Origin of the sequence: Mesorhizobium alhagi CCNWXJ12-2 (genome assembly GCF_000236565.1) — a bacterium.
GTDB classification, from domain to species: Bacteria; Pseudomonadota; Alphaproteobacteria; order Rhizobiales; family Rhizobiaceae; genus Allomesorhizobium; species Allomesorhizobium alhagi.
In genome coordinates this window covers 1-15454 of sequence record NZ_AHAM01000303.1, presented here as the reverse complement: position 1 = coordinate 15454, position 15454 = coordinate 1, and the positions used below count along the sequence as shown (strand labels likewise).

Annotated in this window: 19 protein-coding genes; 15 read left to right on the top strand and 4 right to left on the bottom strand. The window is 60.2% G+C overall.

The window, feature by feature from the left end; all coding sequences use genetic code 11:
- The first annotated feature begins 303 nt into the window (after positions 1-303).
- Positions 304-579 carry an ABC transporter permease gene (locus tag MAXJ12_RS31725; protein ID WP_008840305.1) on the top strand — a complete coding sequence of 92 codons (276 nt, stop codon included), beginning with the start codon at positions 304-306 and terminating at the stop codon, positions 577-579.
- Positions 580-771: 192 nt separating this feature from the next.
- On the opposite strand, the gene MAXJ12_RS31720 is transcribed toward MAXJ12_RS31725, so the two are convergent.
- A complete protein-coding gene (locus MAXJ12_RS31720; protein ID WP_008840304.1) occupies positions 772-1659 on the bottom strand; it encodes a GntR family transcriptional regulator in 888 nt (295 codons plus the stop codon).
- A gap of 247 nt (positions 1660-1906) precedes the next feature.
- Here MAXJ12_RS31720 and MAXJ12_RS31715 point away from each other — a divergent pair, with 247 nt between their 5' ends.
- From MAXJ12_RS31715 to MAXJ12_RS40305, 9 genes are all read left to right on the top strand, one after another.
- On the top strand, positions 1907-2665 hold the full coding sequence (locus MAXJ12_RS31715) for an ATP-binding cassette domain-containing protein (protein ID WP_008840303.1): 759 nt from the start codon (positions 1907-1909) through the stop codon (positions 2663-2665).
- Positions 2666-2690: 25 nt separating this feature from the next.
- Positions 2691-3674, top strand: coding sequence for a substrate-binding domain-containing protein (locus MAXJ12_RS31710; protein WP_008840302.1), 984 nt, complete (start codon positions 2691-2693; stop codon positions 3672-3674).
- A gap of 63 nt (positions 3675-3737) precedes the next feature.
- Positions 3738-4745, top strand: a complete 1008-nt coding sequence (locus MAXJ12_RS31705) for an ABC transporter permease (protein WP_050898972.1) — start codon at positions 3738-3740, stop codon at positions 4743-4745.
- Positions 4746-4786: 41 nt separating this feature from the next.
- Complete coding sequence (locus tag MAXJ12_RS31700; RefSeq protein WP_040589192.1) at positions 4787-5806, top strand: zinc-binding alcohol dehydrogenase family protein; 1020 nt, start codon at positions 4787-4789, stop codon at positions 5804-5806.
- A 44-nt stretch (positions 5807-5850) separates the two neighbouring features.
- Positions 5851-6081 (top strand): hypothetical protein, encoded by a 231-nt coding sequence (locus tag MAXJ12_RS31695; RefSeq protein ID WP_008840299.1) that lies wholly within the window; start codon positions 5851-5853, stop codon positions 6079-6081.
- Positions 6075-6308: a hypothetical protein gene (locus MAXJ12_RS31690; protein ID WP_008840298.1), complete on the top strand. Its 234-nt coding sequence runs from the start codon at positions 6075-6077 to the stop codon at positions 6306-6308. The genes MAXJ12_RS31695 and MAXJ12_RS31690 overlap by 7 nt, the downstream gene beginning before the upstream one ends.
- Positions 6309-6495: 187 nt before the next feature.
- Positions 6496-7260, top strand: a complete 765-nt coding sequence (locus MAXJ12_RS31685; protein ID WP_008840297.1) for an SDR family oxidoreductase — start codon at positions 6496-6498, stop codon at positions 7258-7260.
- Positions 7261-8165: 905 nt separating this feature from the next.
- On the top strand, positions 8166-8468 hold the full coding sequence (locus MAXJ12_RS31680) for a DUF982 domain-containing protein (protein WP_008840294.1): 303 nt from the start codon (positions 8166-8168) through the stop codon (positions 8466-8468).
- Between the two features lie 42 nt (positions 8469-8510).
- On the top strand, positions 8511-8852 hold the full coding sequence (locus MAXJ12_RS40305) for a DUF982 domain-containing protein (protein WP_085984150.1): 342 nt from the start codon (positions 8511-8513) through the stop codon (positions 8850-8852).
- Here MAXJ12_RS40305 and MAXJ12_RS31675 read toward each other — a convergent pair.
- The gene (locus MAXJ12_RS31675; protein ID WP_008840293.1) at positions 8801-9229 is read right to left on the bottom strand and encodes a hypothetical protein; all 429 of its coding nucleotides are present in this window, start codon (positions 9227-9229) and stop codon (positions 8801-8803) included. The genes MAXJ12_RS40305 and MAXJ12_RS31675 overlap by 52 nt on opposite strands.
- A 772-nt stretch (positions 9230-10001) precedes the next feature.
- On the opposite strand from MAXJ12_RS31675, the gene MAXJ12_RS31670 reads away from it, so the two are divergent.
- The gene (locus tag MAXJ12_RS31670) at positions 10002-10250 is read left to right on the top strand and encodes a hypothetical protein (RefSeq protein ID WP_244421676.1); all 249 of its coding nucleotides are present in this window, start codon (positions 10002-10004) and stop codon (positions 10248-10250) included.
- 24 nt (positions 10251-10274) lie between these two features.
- On the opposite strand, the gene MAXJ12_RS31665 is transcribed toward MAXJ12_RS31670, so the two are convergent.
- Positions 10275-10487 carry a hypothetical protein gene (locus MAXJ12_RS31665; RefSeq protein ID WP_008840290.1) on the bottom strand — a complete coding sequence of 71 codons (213 nt, stop codon included), beginning with the start codon at positions 10485-10487 and terminating at the stop codon, positions 10275-10277.
- A 714-nt stretch (positions 10488-11201) separates the two neighbouring features.
- Here MAXJ12_RS31665 and MAXJ12_RS36215 point away from each other — a divergent pair.
- From MAXJ12_RS36215 to MAXJ12_RS37360, 3 genes are all read left to right on the top strand, one after another.
- Positions 11202-11648 carry a DUF982 domain-containing protein gene (locus MAXJ12_RS36215; protein WP_157999694.1) on the top strand — a complete coding sequence of 149 codons (447 nt, stop codon included), beginning with the start codon at positions 11202-11204 and terminating at the stop codon, positions 11646-11648.
- An 833-nt stretch (positions 11649-12481) separates the two neighbouring features.
- Complete coding sequence (locus MAXJ12_RS31650) at positions 12482-12787, top strand: hypothetical protein (protein WP_008840287.1); 306 nt, start codon at positions 12482-12484, stop codon at positions 12785-12787.
- 64 nt (positions 12788-12851) lie between these two features.
- The gene (locus MAXJ12_RS37360) at positions 12852-13052 is read left to right on the top strand and encodes a hypothetical protein (RefSeq protein ID WP_139044157.1); all 201 of its coding nucleotides are present in this window, start codon (positions 12852-12854) and stop codon (positions 13050-13052) included.
- 412 nt (positions 13053-13464) lie between these two features.
- On the opposite strand, the gene MAXJ12_RS31645 is transcribed toward MAXJ12_RS37360, so the two are convergent.
- A complete protein-coding gene (locus MAXJ12_RS31645) occupies positions 13465-14286 on the bottom strand; it encodes a PfkB family carbohydrate kinase (RefSeq protein ID WP_040589189.1) in 822 nt (273 codons plus the stop codon).
- Positions 14287-14393: 107 nt separating this feature from the next.
- Here MAXJ12_RS31645 and MAXJ12_RS31640 point away from each other — a divergent pair, with 107 nt between their 5' ends.
- Entirely contained in the window at positions 14394-15395 is a 1002-nt protein-coding gene (locus MAXJ12_RS31640) for an SIS domain-containing protein (protein ID WP_008840284.1), read from the top strand.
- Positions 15396-15454 lie beyond the last annotated feature (59 nt).

Here is a 15454-nt window from a genome sequence, read left to right as displayed (position 1 = left end):
GGAAATGCGCATCGGATGGAGCGGGCAGGAGAAGGACTACTGATCGCGGTTTTGACGTTCCGTTGCTCTACAGTCGGGAATGCGGCGTTGATCAGGCAGGGCAGGGAACCAAAACAAGAAAAGCAGGCCCGACCGAACGGGGCATTGTCGGCCGGGCCTTTTAGTTGACGCATATTAGGCAGAGCGAATGTAGGAGACTGCCGGAAGTCCCGTCATTTAAGAATGACATATCGCGTGTCGCTGTCTGATTTCGGACAGAAATGTCGCTGAAGGTCACCTTAGCGGGTCAAGGTCTTCGGGCTGATGGACCTCGGCGCAGCGCTCGCTGGCATCTTCTCGACAATGATCAACTTCACATGGTGGCCCACCTCCGGTGACGGCTATCTGCTTCCGGCCATCACGTCGGTGTTCGTCGGTGGCACGCCGCCTTGGGGCGGGATCGGCACCGTGGTTGGCGGCGCAATCGGAGCGCTCACCGTTTCGTTCATCCAGACGGGTGTCGTCGGAGTTGGTCTGTCCGGATTCTACGTACAGTTCTTCTATGGATTAACCATCATCCTAGGGGCTGTGGATAGTTAGGAATTGGGGCCTGATATCAGGTAAAATCGTTCAGCTCAGTTCAGGAGCGGAGCCGAAGGCGGAGTTGCCGTCGGTCGATGCTTCGCGACGCCGAAATGGACTATTGGCCATATGCATTCGGCACGCGCCTGAAACCTGCCCGTCCCGGCCCTGGCGGGCGGCGCGCTGACCTGCTGAATCGAGCCCGCAACATCACATCGCCAACGATCGCAAGAGCGTGTTGCGAGCTGATCGCAAGTGTTTTCGGCACGCGAATTCGATGCTGCGACGGTTTCTCGACTGGAGCGCTTCCATATAGGCCAGGTGTTCGACGATCGCGGCCTTGTTGCGCTCCTTCTCGTCCGCCTTGTTCCACTGGTAGTGGTAGTGGAAGATGAGGGTAATGATATCGGAAAAGTCGTCGATGAACCGGTTTGGCGAGCTTTCGTTGACCAGCCGGTGAAAGCGGTTATCGAGACTTGAAAAGTCATGGTAGCGCACCTCGATGTTATCCAGCAAGTCGATATGCTGGTGCTTCAGCGCTTCCAGACGCGCCCACAAGGGCGATTCCAGCGGCAGCTTGGCAAACAGGCGCGCCGACCGCAGCTCAAACATCACGCGGATCTCGAACAACTCCAGCGCGAAGTCTTCCGTGAAGCCCTCGAAAAGCCAGCCCGAGTTCCTTTTCTTCTCGACAAGGCCGAAACGGCTGAAGCGGATCAGAAATTCCCGGATGCCGTTGGTCGCGACGTGGAACTGGCGGGCAAGTTCGAGCTCGTTGATGAGCGTGCCAGGCTTGATGCCGCCGCGCAGCAACCACTCCATGAACTGCTGTTCGACATGCTCGTTGCGCGATGTCGTTTCCGGCCCACTATAAAGATCGTCCTTGCCGACCGGCCGGCCGGGAACGTTAGCGCCGTCCTCCTGAACAACGATGCCGCGCCTGGTGAGTTCGCGCAGCACCTTGCGCACCGTCGTGCGGCTGACGCCGATCTGGCACCGAAGTTGATTCTCGGACGGTAGTCCGGCAGCAAACTCGCCGTTGCCGAGCAATTGCAAGGTTGCGTTGAGCGCACTCTTGTAAACCGTGTCGGATTTCACGAACGCCTCTCCGCAGGTGTCTTTTTCATCCGATTTTTAAGCATAAAAAACAACTTGACGCAAACTGCTCCATGCGTTGTTCTTTATCGATAAGAAAGCAGGCTTAAAAAGACCCTGCGGCACATTCTGCTGGTTTTTTCCTACAGGAAACAGCCTGCCGCAAAAGACTTCGGCTCGGCCACGGGAGGAAAATTATGGTCACGAGCGAACACAGCCCGTTTCCGTCCGAACCCGATCACGGTGAACCGTGAGTGCGATTCTCGAAGTCGTCGGCCTGCACAAGAGCTTCGGTCCGGTCGAGGCGCTACGCGGCGCTGATCTGCAACTCCAAACCGGAGAGGTGCTGGCGATCGTCGGCGATAACGGAGCCGGCAAGTCTACGCTGATCAAGCACATCTCCGGCGTCTACAAGCCCGATGCCGGCCAGATCCTGCTGGCCGGCGAGCCGCTGGACCTTTCCTCACCGCGCGAGGCGCGCGAGCGCGGCGTTGAAACCGTCTATCAGGACCTGGCCCTTGCCGATGACCTTTCCATCGGCGCCAATATCTTCTTGGGCCGTGAGCCTATGCGGCGCCTGTTCGGCTTTCTGCCTTATGTGGATGACCGGACAATCCGCCGAGAAACCGCGGAACTCCTGCGCCGGATAAGAAGCGAGATTCCGACGGCTGCTCGCACGGTTGCCCGACTTTCAGGCGGCCAGCGCCAGGCGGTGGCCATTGCGCGCGCCATCTACTGGCAGGCAAAGGTGGTGCTGCTCGACGAGCCTACCGCCGCGCTCGCAGTCATGGAGCGTGAACGCGTCATCCATCACGCACGCGACCTCGCGGCGCATGGGGTCGGCGTTATCTATATCGGACACAATCTCACCGAGATCCTGCAAGTCGCAGATCGGATTGTCGTGATGTTCCGCGGCCGCACGGTTCATGTCACAGCGGCGGGAGATACCAACCAGGAGACCCTCATCAAGTACATGACCGGCTACACCGATTCGGCGAAAGCAGCATAGGCGCTGCACAACACGGGAGGAAACGATGCAACGGAAGGCAATATTGGCCGCCTCGCTAGCGGTATCTGCTCTGATGAGCCAAAACGCGGCTCATGCGGAAGACACCGTAGCAGTAATCGTTAAGGCGACGACCTCGGAATACTGGCAATGGGTGTTTAAGGGCGCGGAGGATGCCGGTAAGAAGCTCGGCGTCAAGGTCGAAAAACTGGGAACACCGAAGGATGATGCCGCCGGTCAGATCGGCGTGCTCGAAACTGCGATAGCTTCAAAACCCGCGGCGGTGGTGATCTCGCCGACGATCTTCGAGGCTCTCGGCGATCCGATCGCCGCAGTCACCGATGCCGGAATTCCGGTGATCGTGATCGATTCGGGAGCGAAGACGGACAAATACGCATCTTTCCTCACCACAAACAACGAAGCGGGCGGCAGGGCGGCAGCTGAAGCATTGGCGGCCTGCCTCAAGGAACGCACGGGAAAGGTCGCAGGCAAGGTCGGCTATTTGACGGCGATGGCCGGGCACGAGTCTCTTGATTCTCGCGACCGGGGCTTCCTGGAGGGCATGAAAGCCTATCCGGATGTCACTGTTGTCGGCAATCGGGTTGCCAACAATGAGGAGGCCCAGGGCATGAGCCTCACCGCGGACATGCTGACGAAGGATCCGGATCTGGTCGGCCTGTTCGCGGACAATGCCCAAATGGGGACGGGCGCGGGAGCGTCGATTAGCGAGCAGAAGCTCGGTGACAAGTTCTGCCTGGTCGCCTTCGATTCTGACGCCGGCGAGCTCGAGCATCTGAAGGGCGGGTCGATTTACGCTCTGGTCATCCAAGACCCCTACATGATGGGCTATGCCGGGGTTTGGTACGGCTACGCAGCCGCGCATGGCGTTCGGCTGCCGAAGAACGTCGATACCGGCGTGGGGACGGTAACGAAAGCTACGATGGACGACCCGAACCTTGTCGGCCTTCTTGACGTTACCAAACGCCAGCTGAGCCCGTTCGTCGGCAACTGACGTTCCCACAAACATCCGGCCGGGACGCGCGACACCCGGCCGGGCCTTTCTTGCGGATATACAATGACGGATCAAATTCTGCGCCGCGCTGGCGCCGGGTCGAGTTTCCCCGGAGCAGAAGGCTTCATGCATAGCTGGCTGCGGCGGCTGCCGATCGAGACTTATGTCATCGTCTTCACTGTCGCGCTGTGGATTGTGCTTTCATTGGCGACGCCCAACTTTCTCACGGAAAACAACATCAGCAACATCATGCGGCAAACCTCGATCGCCGCCATCATCGCGATCGGCGTGATGTGCACGATCGTGATCGCCGGGATCGATCTGTCTGTCGGATCGGTTGCCGCTTTCTGCGGTGTTGCCTTCGCCCAGTTGTGCGGCTACGGACTGGACTTGCTGCCTGCCGCCGCCCTGACATTGGTCGCCGGCCTTGGCGTCGGCATGATCAACGCCGTGGCGATTGGCCGTCTGGGCATTCCAGCTTTCATCGTCACCCTGGCCGGCCTGCAGGTCTATCGAGGCCTTGCGCTGCTGCTCGCCGGCGGCATGACCGTTGGAGGCCTGCCGCCCGAGGTAAAGGATTTCGCGCGGGGCACGACGGGGCTGCCGAACCTCTTTTGGGCAATGATCGCGGTCGGCATCGCCGTACACTATGTGCTGCGTTTCACGCGAACCGGACGCTACATGTATGCGATGGGCTCAAATGCGGAGGCAGCGCGCCGGCAGGGCATTAATACCTTTCGCATCACCGCGATCGCCTATCTGATGAGCTCCGGGCTGGCCGCACTTGCCGGACTCTTGCTGGTGTCTCGGCTCAGCATCGCCTCGCCTTCTATGGCGAATGCCTACGAGTTGCAGGCAATCGCCGCAGCGGTGGTCGGTGGCGCGAGTCTATTCGGCGGCAGGGGCAGCGTGCTTGGTACGGTCTGTGGCGCCGTGCTGTTTACGACGATGGCCAATGCCGCCGTGCTGCTTGGCATCGATCCCTTCTGGGAAATGGTGCTGGTAGGCCTGCTGATCGCGTTGGTGGTTTATCTCGACAACATGCAGAAGCGGCGGCAGGCCGGCGTCTGACCTGGCTGGCCGGCAGACCGGCGCGAATATCGGAAGTTGCTATGCGAGCCGTAGTATGTCGGAAGCCAGGGGAACTGGCGCTTGAGGAACGGCCTCAGCCGAAGCGGGGCGGGGCCGAGGTGCTGGTCGGCGTGAGCCATGTCGGCATATGCGGTACGGATTTCCACATCTACGAAGGCAAGCACCCGTTCCTCGCCTACCCCAGAGTCATGGGACACGAATTTTCGGGCACCGTTCTCGACGCGGCCCCGGGCGTAGCCTCCCCTGGCCAACCCGTGATCGTAAACCCCTATCTTTCGTGCGGGCGCTGCATCGCCTGTCGGAACGGCAAGGCGAACTGCTGCGTCGCCATCGAGGTTCTCGGCGTGCACCGCGACGGCGCCATGTGCGAGCAGATCCTTGTGCCCGCGGAAAACCTGCTTCCCGCCGATGGCCTGTCGCTGGTCGAGGCGGCGACCGTCGAGTTTCTGGCCGTGGGTGCTCACGCCGTTCGTCGATCCATGGCCCTTGGCGGCAATCGAGCGCTGGTGATCGGCGCTGGACCCATAGGCCTCGCCACTGCCTTGTTCGCACGAATTGCGAAACAGAACGTAACGATCATGGACGTCAGCGCCGAACGCCTGGCTTTTGCCGCGCGGCAACTCGGGTTCCTCGTGATTGACGGTTCGAAGGGACGGATCATCGAGAAGATATCGGAACGAACCGCGGGAACGGGTTTCGACGTCGTCTACGACGCCACAGGAAACAGCCATTCGATGCAATCTGCCTTCGCCTACGTCGCGCATGGCGGCGTCATGGTAATGGTCAGCGTCGTCCAGGACGACATTACCTTCTCCGATCCCGAATTCCACAAACGGGAGATGATGCTGATCGGCAGTCGCAACGCAACGCGCGCCGACTTCGAGCATGTCATCATTTCGATCCGGGCGGGGAAAATACCCGTAGACCGACTTGTCACTCACCGCACGACCTTGCGCGACAGCCCGGGCAACATTGCGCTCTGGGCTCATGAGAAATCCGGCCTGATCAAGGCCATGATCGATGTGCGGGGTCGGACATGACGCGCACGGGTAACCCTCGAGGCAACCACAATCGGGAGGAAAGCATGAAAGACGACTTGGGCCGTCAAAAGCGGACGTCGGGGTTTCCTGAAGACCGTGTGCTTGGCACCGCTGTGGCCGGTGCGGAGACGACCTTCTTCGGCGACGTGGAGAGCGGCAGCCTCGGCGTATCGAGGCAGTTGCTGCTGCATTGCTTACCAAAAGAGATGGCGTTCATCCAGTGGCAGCCGTACACCGTGCCGGCGGCCCGGTCGGAGGAATCGAGGAGGTGCTGAAGAACCAGCAGACCATCGACTACGAGTTGCTCAACGGCCAGAACAAGGTCGAGGTGCAGGTGAGCCTCATCGAGACCCTGGTCGAACAGGGCGCCTCGGTGATTTCCGCGGCCGATCGACAGCGTGGCGCTCGCGCCGTCGATTGCCAACGCAAAGCGTGCCGGACTCAGCGTCATCACGCTAACATCGACGCGCCACGGAGCCGCACGCAGCGCACGTCGAGATGAACACTATTAACGGCGCGATGGCCTGGCGCAGATCCCGCTCAGATTGTCGGCCGTCCGGTCGAGAACGAGGGCCGTGCATCGCGCCAGATGATTACACTACAGCGCATGCCACGCGGGGACTCCACTCCTTCTTGGTGCTACGTCTCGCCTTTGCTTTGTAACTACGGAGATCGGAGGCAATAATCCAATGGACCTTTTCAGACTGGATGGCGAGGTGGCGCTTGTCACGGGCGCAGGCAGCGGTATAGGGCAAGCGATCGCAATCGGGTTGGCCGAGGCCGGCGCCGACGTCGCCTGTTTTGGTCATTCAACAAAGGGTGGGCTGGAGGAGACAAAAGACAGAATCAGCGCGCTCGGTCGGAAGGCGATTGCCGTCACCGGTTCGGTCAATTCGGAGGCCGACTTGGCAGGAACAGTCGAGCGCATCGAAAAGGAACTCGGTGCGCTCACCGTCGCCGTCAACAATGCGGGGATTGGCGGCGCGCATTCAGCCGAGACCATGCCGCTGGAAATTTGGGAGAAGCTCTACGCCGTAAATGTAAGCGGCGTGTTCCTGTCCTGCCAGGCCGAGGCGAGAGTGATGCTGCCGCGCGGCAAGGGGACCGTCATCAACGTCGCCTCGATTTCCGGCTCGATCGTCAACCGTGGCCTTCTGCAGACGCACTACAACTCGTCGAAAGCAGCCGTCATCCACATGTCGAGGAGTCTGGCGATGGAGTGGTCGGACCGCGGTCTGCGCGTGAACGTGATCAGCCCAGGCTATACGCTGACGCCGATGAACCGCCGGCCCGAAGTGGCTGATCAAGTGAAGATCTTCGAGAGAGATACGCCTATGGGTCGCTTGGCGAAGCCGCAGGAGATGGTCGGCCCGGCGGTGTTCTTGGCAAGCCGCGCGTCGTCCTTCGTTACCGGCATCGATCTGATCGTCGACGGCGGATTTGTGTGCTGGTGACATCTGGGACTACGATGGGCGTGGCACCGTGGCGAGATCGACGATCAGGTTGACCAGCCATTGGGCCAGGCAGTCATCGCCGACCGCGTTACCGAAGGCCGGCGAGACGCATGTCGGCATCTGTTTGTTGAGCCTTCGGACTGGAGAAAGTTTAAAAGCGCATCAATCTCGGCGAGCAGGGACCGGAGGATATCGACGGAAAAACGAGGCTTCTCACCGAGCGCGTATTGGCCCGCAGCTTCGTGTGTCATCCACGCCGGGATGCAGGCGAGTGAGCTGTCGGGTTGCACGATAACCACCAGCTCAACGCCGCGTACCCGATTGCGGGTCGAACTCACGATCGCGGATCGGATCTCCCGTGAGTTCGAGCAGCCATTTGGGGAGAATATGCTCACGATTCTTATTCGCCGCCGGTTAACCGCAGAAAACACAATGCCGTCTTTTCCCACTCAATTCCGACCCTCGTGTTCCGAGCTTCTCTTCCTGGTCGCCCCGGCTGACGATCCCTGGCAGATCCAGGCGGTGCGATAGCGAGAAACTGGCGCACTTTGCCGCGATCATGCCTGTTACCTGTTACGCTAGACGAACCCTGTCAGTCTGAGTCCTATCAGCGCGAGCGATGGATAACGAGCGGGAGTGACGCGGTAGGCTGATCCGGCTCCATGGTGTATCTTGGACACCGCGCACTGATCCAAGCCATCTCAGGTGATGCGTTGTCGGGTGCGGGTACCTGCCATGATGTCAGGGCAAAGTTCGTCGAAGCCACCCGTGAGGCCGGCGTGCTGCTGGGCGACGGCTGAGGCTGCCCCAGTCGTCAAAATGGCGCGGGTCGCTATTCTCTTGCTTGCCCGATGCCAGCCTGCCGCTGTAGCGTCAAATCGCGCAGCGGATTTGAGACGGTTTCTATGGCTACGCTTGAGGACAGGCCTTTCGACCAGGGGGTGTGCGTGCATGGACTTCGCGCGGGCGATGTCTGCAACATCAGCAGCGCGCGGGAAGCCGCCGAATGGCTTGTGTACGAATGGCCGGCAGAGACCAAAAACAGCGACAAGGCTCGCGATGCGCGACAGGCATGCCTGGCCGCGCTTGAGGGTGCCGGCGAAACGGAAGATGCCCGCCTCGCGTTCCGCGCGGCGGCGAAGGAAGCTGGCATTTTCATCGGCGACGTGGATCGCGTGCCCGCCCGGGACATGAAGCGCAAGAGATAAGCCTCCGCTGGCGGTGATATTTGGAACTTCGATACGCGGAAGATGTTCGGCGCAGTGATGAAACATATCCACTTCGATCGGCCGGTTCGCGTCACCTTCGACAAAACCGGCGAAACTCGCCTGATCCACACCGTTTGGGAGGCATCGGGATGCCTTGCGGACGGCAAATGGCCGGACCGCAGCGGCCCGATATTCGAGATGGCGGCGCGAGCATTGCGAGGCGCTGCCCAAGGACAAGTGACCGCTCAAGAGGCCCGTCAGGCGTTTGTTGACGCCGCGCTTGAGGCGCGAACCCTTGTGGTGTCTGGCCGTCGAAAAAGAAACCATGGCGGTCAAGCCACCTCGTCCAGATCTTCGTCCTCGCTCTCGTCGAAGTCAGGATAGAGAGGTTGCGCTGCGATCGCCTTGGGCGCCTCCCCCAACCCCGAATAGGTCGCGCAGCGGAGCTCCGGCGGAAGCCAGCCGGTCGGAGCAAGTTCGTGACCGCGAACTCGACGAGCTCCTTCTTTTTCAGCTTCTCGGCCTTCTTCATCCTCGTTGACGGCTTCACAGATCGCAGTGATGACGAAGCGTTTCGCGACGCCGTTGAAGTAGTCGACGGCGTCAAAGGCTCCACGCAGCGTGATACGGTCCGCGTCGATCGCGGCGGCGAGGACCTCGGCTCCCTTCGAGAGAGGGGCTCGTAAGGCGTTCTGCGATTGCATGTCGAGCGCCTGGCCTGCAATGCCGGCGGCGACGCGGAACAGTTCTTCATCGGACATCACTTGAGCCGTTCGAACGCTACCGTGAAGTGTAAGGACTCCCGATCCCCGTAGTTGCCGCCCATACCAGGGTGTGGACCCTGACCGGCCCGTCCGACCGTGTGGAGAACCCAGCCAGCAACGCGACAAGGCCGACACGTGGTTCCTCGGTAATCGCCTTCTGGGTGGCCTAGGTCATGCTCGCCAGGAATTCACCGCGCTTGCGAAGCAACCCTGAGATTGTGTCTTGGTAGCCGGTCTCCATGGTACCATTCCCTTGCATGGTCCCTTTGAATTTCTCCTCCCGGGGACGACCGTGCGGGGCTGGCGCTCTTGGGGACAAATTGGGTAGCGTCAGCCGCCGGACCTCAGAGGCTCGACCTGGTGAAGCTGCGCTGGAGGCTGGGCCCGGATCATTCGATCCTGCACGGTGACCTCGCGCCAAAGCTGAAATGCTTCAATGCGGCGGCAAAAAAGTCGGCATGATCCTTACCCCGCCAACAAGCTCGAGAGGCTGGGTCAATCCCTACATCAAGACGAAGGGTCGGTAGCACGACAGATCACCTCGACATCGCGTTCAGCTTCCGTGCTTCCTTCGGGTACTGCGGAAAAGCCCGCCGCAGGTTTCAAGGAGGCGGCGGGCTTCCGGCCCGGAGTTTTGCAACTGGGCCTTACCGTGGAGACGATTGGGACGCCCACGGTCAGCGAATCGAACTGAACTCGACCGTGAATGTTCCCGATATAGGCGCATCTCGTCTCCTCTTTGAGTGGGGTTTAGGCGATGGAGGGGCGCTTGCTGGCAAGCAGGGCTGGTGCTTTTCTTGCGGCCATAGAATGGGAGGCAGCGATGATTATTATGTTGACGGACTACAATGGCATCGAAGTTGGCGTTAACGCGGACAACGTGCTCTTTTTTATTCGTTACCCTAATAACCGAAGCACAACAGTCCAGTTTGTAGGCTCCGGAGGGCAAAACCCCACCATGCTCATGGTCCAAGAGACTGTTGACGAGATCAGCGACCTTATCAATCGGTTCGAATAAAGACGAAAAAGCACAGCCGGCATTTCATCCGTCTACGACTCTCCATGCTCGGCAGATCACCTCGTCGAAGATAGTTCCTTTCTCGTTGAACCGTTTGAGGTCCGCCAAGACTGCCTCGTCGGTCAGCGTGGCCCCGTCGGAGCCGACGGTGGCGAGCGGTTCCGGACGGGCGCCGAGCTTCTCCGAGGCCTTGTAGATCTCGGCCGCGATCTCCGGCTTGAGGCCGGCAGAGGGCACAACCAGCTCGACACAGCCATCTTCTCGCCTGCGCCATTCGTTGGCCGTGATGGATGGACCTTCGGCGTCTCGACCTCAACGAACCGACAATGGTCGTCGGGTCCGGGAAGGTCAGTGAATACGATATGCAGCGGGGCCATCGGGCTTTTCCTCCTTCATGCACAATGCGCGGAGAGGGATCCGGATTTCAACTTCGCCCGCTGGGGTGCCGGCGCTCAGGCATTGGCCAGAACATCGTCGCAAGTGGCGAGAGGCCTCAGTTTCCCGCTGCTTGTCGCCAGCGCTCCCGCGCCTGGGCTCTTCGACGGCATTCGGAGTGGCGCCGAGACATTCACTCGGCAGCGAGGCGCAAGCCAATTATCGCTCGCCCTTTATCGGTCAGCCGATGATTTGGCCCTTCGGTGCAATACCCTTCTTGGCTGAGTGACTTCAGGCAGGTCTTCACCCACGTCTCTGACTTGCGTGGTCTGAGCCCGACGAGCATTTCAAGGACTTCGCGCTCTTGCGGGAAGATGTAGCTCACAGCAGCCTATTTTCTGATCCGACCTGGCGGGCCGGCCCGCCATCAAAAAAGCCGGCGTCCAGTTTTGAGGAGAGGGAACGGACGCCGGCCCCTGAGCCGCATGGGGATGTGGCAATGATCAGAGTGTACCGCCGTGAGCCGTGGACTTCACCTTGCCCAATCGTATGGGATTCACTCCTTTGGGAGAGAACTTGACGGCCCGACTTCTCCTCGAAAGCGAGGCTGCTCGCCACATCGTTGATGCCTCGTCGCCTATTGACCGAGGGCATTGCACCGCATTGCCAAGTCGCGCGCGGCAGGCGGTCCACTATAAGTTGCCTATCGCCCGTTCGGCGCAGGCCTTTGGAGGTCCCGATGGAAAACAACAATTTTCCCCACCCGTGCCGATCTTCGACGGGCTCGACTTTCCACATGGCGTAGCAACTTTATGGGAAGCCTTTGCGATGTTGAACGAATGGCCCTCCTACGGTCGCGATGCGACGCACGAGGCGGCGCTCGATGCTTGTCGAGACGCAATGGCAGACGAATGCGATGTCGAAACAGCACGGGCCAAAGTCCTGGCCTTTGCTCTATCTACCGGCATTCTGGCTTATGAGGCGCGGGCCGCCCACACGACGCTGCGTGTGGAATTGATGTAGACGCACGCCGTCGATGGGAGGCGCGTCTATCCGCTGCCGGGGCAGACGAGAGCACCCGCCTCGATCGAGATCGGCCGCCAGTTGCTCGCCAAGAAGGCTGCGCTACCCTCAGGCCATTTCGGGCCGTGGCTGCGGGAATCGGGTCTCGGTCACCACATGGCGCATTGGTGCATGAATCTCGCCTTTGAAAAAACGGCCCGCCTCCCGTTGCAGTCTGTTACGAACCGTCAAGGAACGCCTCCTACAAGCCGTCGTTGACGCCTCGATCTTAGGAGGCTCCAATGGACAAAAGTATTTATGAAGCGCGCTGATTGCTCGCACCGACTGTCGGTCTTTGGATCGTCGTGGCAGTCGCTGGAGCTACGCTGAGTTGACGGGCCTGATGCGACACCTCCCAAGTCACAGTGACCGCTCAACAGCAAATGTCGGTGCGTCGTCTCCCTTGCCGGCATGGAGGAATTCAACCAGGGTCGACATAAGCCGCTCGGCGACGATGCGGTTCATTGCCAGTTCGATCTGACGGTTTCGGTCTCAAGCTCCAGCAAATCCAATCAGTGGGTCAGCCGAGAGCAGCGTGGCATCACTTCCAAGCAGTTTGGAGGAAACCGCCTTTGCTGAGCTTACGTTTCATTGGTGGCTCGTGAGCTTCTGTGTGGGGCAGGACCGGCGGCGCGTTGCTAGTAGGACAGCGGCCGAGGCCAGAACGGGCGCTGGCAGCGCCTGTGTGGCGCCCCTGTGGCGAAGCTCAACCTCGAACATGCGATCAACAATGCGCGACATCCATTCCATAATTCCTACTCGTGCATATCTCAGAAAGAACCTAGGAGAACCGCATGCCCAGGTCACTCTTTCGGATCGCGAAGACGACGCTGCTGGCATTGACTGCAGCTGCAATTCTGGCTTGTCCCGGTCATGCCGATCCGTTGAACCCGGGTCAGCGCAACAAGATCATCCAGAGCGCGGGCAAGCTCGACTTGGCACTGCAGCAGACGCTGGTTGCGATCCAGCGCCGGCGGGAATTTCAGCAGCAGCAGCAGCGGTTTCGCGAGCAGGACCGCCAATCGAACCAGCAGCCGCAGCGGCTGAAAGTCCCGCTGATGCAGCCAAGCAACCCATCAGCAGTACACCTATTGCGGTAAACAGGTCGTCGAGGGTGGCGGAAAGGAAACGCCTGCCTTCAGAACTTCTGCCGGATTCCGCGGGGTGCTCGAAGTCGAGCACGGCTTGGCAAAGCCACTTCACGCATCCGCCCTTTTTTGGGTGGCAAAGATCGCGTTCTTCTCGCCTTTCAGCCGCGCGATTTCCTTCTCACGGACATCGTTGTTGCTGCTCGTCATAGAGCCGACGGGAATGCCCGGAGGCGGCTGGCGTGTTGAAGCGCGCGCGTCAGGATTGGACAATTGAGGCCAGCACAGCGCTAGCGACCCCAGACTTGATGTATGGGGTGGGTCGGCCAGTTGATGATCGCCAGACGCTGCGGATGCTGCGCTATCTTAACAGCACCGGCTCGATGTATAGGGAAAACATCTGCCGGCTATGAAAGCGCGATGGACTTAGTCCTCAAGCGCCTCGGTAGGCTGGCATGCCACAAGCCGCCTTCGGCCTGCTGCGGAAATGATCGCCGTGGGACCACGTCTCCGAGTATAAAAGCAAGTCTGGTTTCGGTCCGGACAGAAAATATCCAATGCGACCACTGGGCCCCGCTCACAAGCTCGATCAGACGAATGTCGACCTTCCCGTTCGATGGTCCGGACCTTCGCCATCAATCAGTCGTTCGCTTCGATCCGATTTAATCCCTAATCATCAGAGTTCCGGTTCACAGACGTGAGTTCGGCAACTCGACCGGCGACCCATTGCCGACGGCTCCGAGGTAGGTGCATGTCTGGGCAGCCGCGTCGGCCGCCTCCTGCAGCACGGCCTGCGGCGGCTCGTTGTCAAGTAGACCGACCAGTACACGAGCAATGAAGGTGTCGCCCGCACCGAGCGTGTCCACGATGTCCACTAGCGTTGCTGCGACTGAAAAAATTTCTTGTCCGTTGGAAAGCATCGCTCCATGGCTGCCGCGGGTCGCAAGGACCCATGACGGCCCGTGTGCGGCGACCGACTTCATCAGGCTAACAGTGTCGCCCGGCGGCAGATCGCTTGCCGAAATCGACGCCAGCCAGCAATGCGGCGCCACTCTTTCCCGGTGCTCAGCCTCCCGCTTGGTCGAAAAATCGTAGGATAGCTTCGTTCGCGCGGCGAAGCGCTCCAGCCAGCCGTCGAGGCCGCAGGATTGGTAGACATGGGCGGCGTCGCACTCCGCGATCAAGGACAGATCGCCGGCGTCCGGCGTAAATCGGGACACGCCGAAATCGTTGGACAGAAAAACGCGGTCGGAGCTTTCGTGCCCGATAATGCAATAGGCGGTGATGCCGTCGACGACCCGCAGCCGCCGTGTATCCACACCCTCCTGTTCCAGCGTGCCGCGGATGAGGCGTCCCGCCGGATCATCGGCGATCGCACCTATGAACGCCGACTGGGCGCCAAAGCGGCTCGCGAACACGGAGACATTGAAGCAGTTGCCGCCCGGATACATCAATCCGTCGGACTGATAACAGTCGACGTCATTATCTCCCACCGCAACGATGCGAACCACTGTACTTCACCCGGTTGACAAGTTGTGAGAACGTTCCCACAATGTCTGTCAGCTGTCAATCAGGGACTCTGACATCGCGGTGGCTGCAACGTGTGCAGGGGAAAGCAATGAAGACTGAACTCAACGAAGATGTGCGCAAGGCGCTCTCGGCTGTTTCCGACAGGCAGCTATCGCACATTTTTCTCGTCGCCTGCGGCGGATCGCTTTCGATCATGCACCCCGGCAAATACTTGCTGGACCGGCACGCGCTGACGCTGACCTCCGATGTCTATAATGCCGACGAGTTCATTTGCCGCCGGCCGCGCCAGCTGGGCGAAAAGGCGCTGGTCATTTTGTGCTCGCAGACAGGCACGACAAAGGAGACGGCGGCGGCCGCCCGCTTCGCTCGCGAAGCCGGTGCGACCACGATCGCCATGACGCTCGACCCGAAGTCGCCGCTGGCGTCGGCGGCGGAGGTCGTCGTTGCCTACCAGGCGCACTACACGACCGGCGCCAAAATCGACGCGGCCAACAGCAATTACGCGGTCCTCTACATGCTCCTGTCGGGCTTGCTGGCGCAGCGTGGGGATGTCGATCTCGTTCCCCAACTTCTACCGAGCCTGTCAAATCTCCAGCACGCGATCGACAAGGCGAAGGCATTCTACGAGCCTTCGTTCGACCGCTACGCCGATCGTTATCGCGACAGACCGGTGATCTATACGACCGCGGCGGGCGCCAACTATGGCGCGGCCTATTCCTACGCCATCTGCGTCCTGATGGAGATGCAGTGGATCAACTCGCAGGCGATACACGCCAATGAATTCTTCCACGGCCCGTTCGAGGTCGTCGACCGCTCGGCGTGCTTCATAGCCCTTCTTGGCTGTGATGGGACGCGCCGCATCGAAGAGCGGGCGCGCGATTTCCTGCTGCGTTTCGGCGATCGCGACAATGTCATGGTGCTCGATGCCGCCGAACTGGACCTTTCCGGCCTCGAACAACCGTTTCGCGGCCTATTCGCTCCCCTTATTTTCTTCGACGTCCTGTGGGTTTTCGCCTATCGCCTTGCAGCGATGCGTGGCCAGGCCATGCTCGAAGGGCGCCGTTACATGAAGAAGATCACCGACTACTGAAACAAACAGACCAGAGGGAGGAACCTATGGGAACGCTCAGGAATATCGCGCGCTGGGCC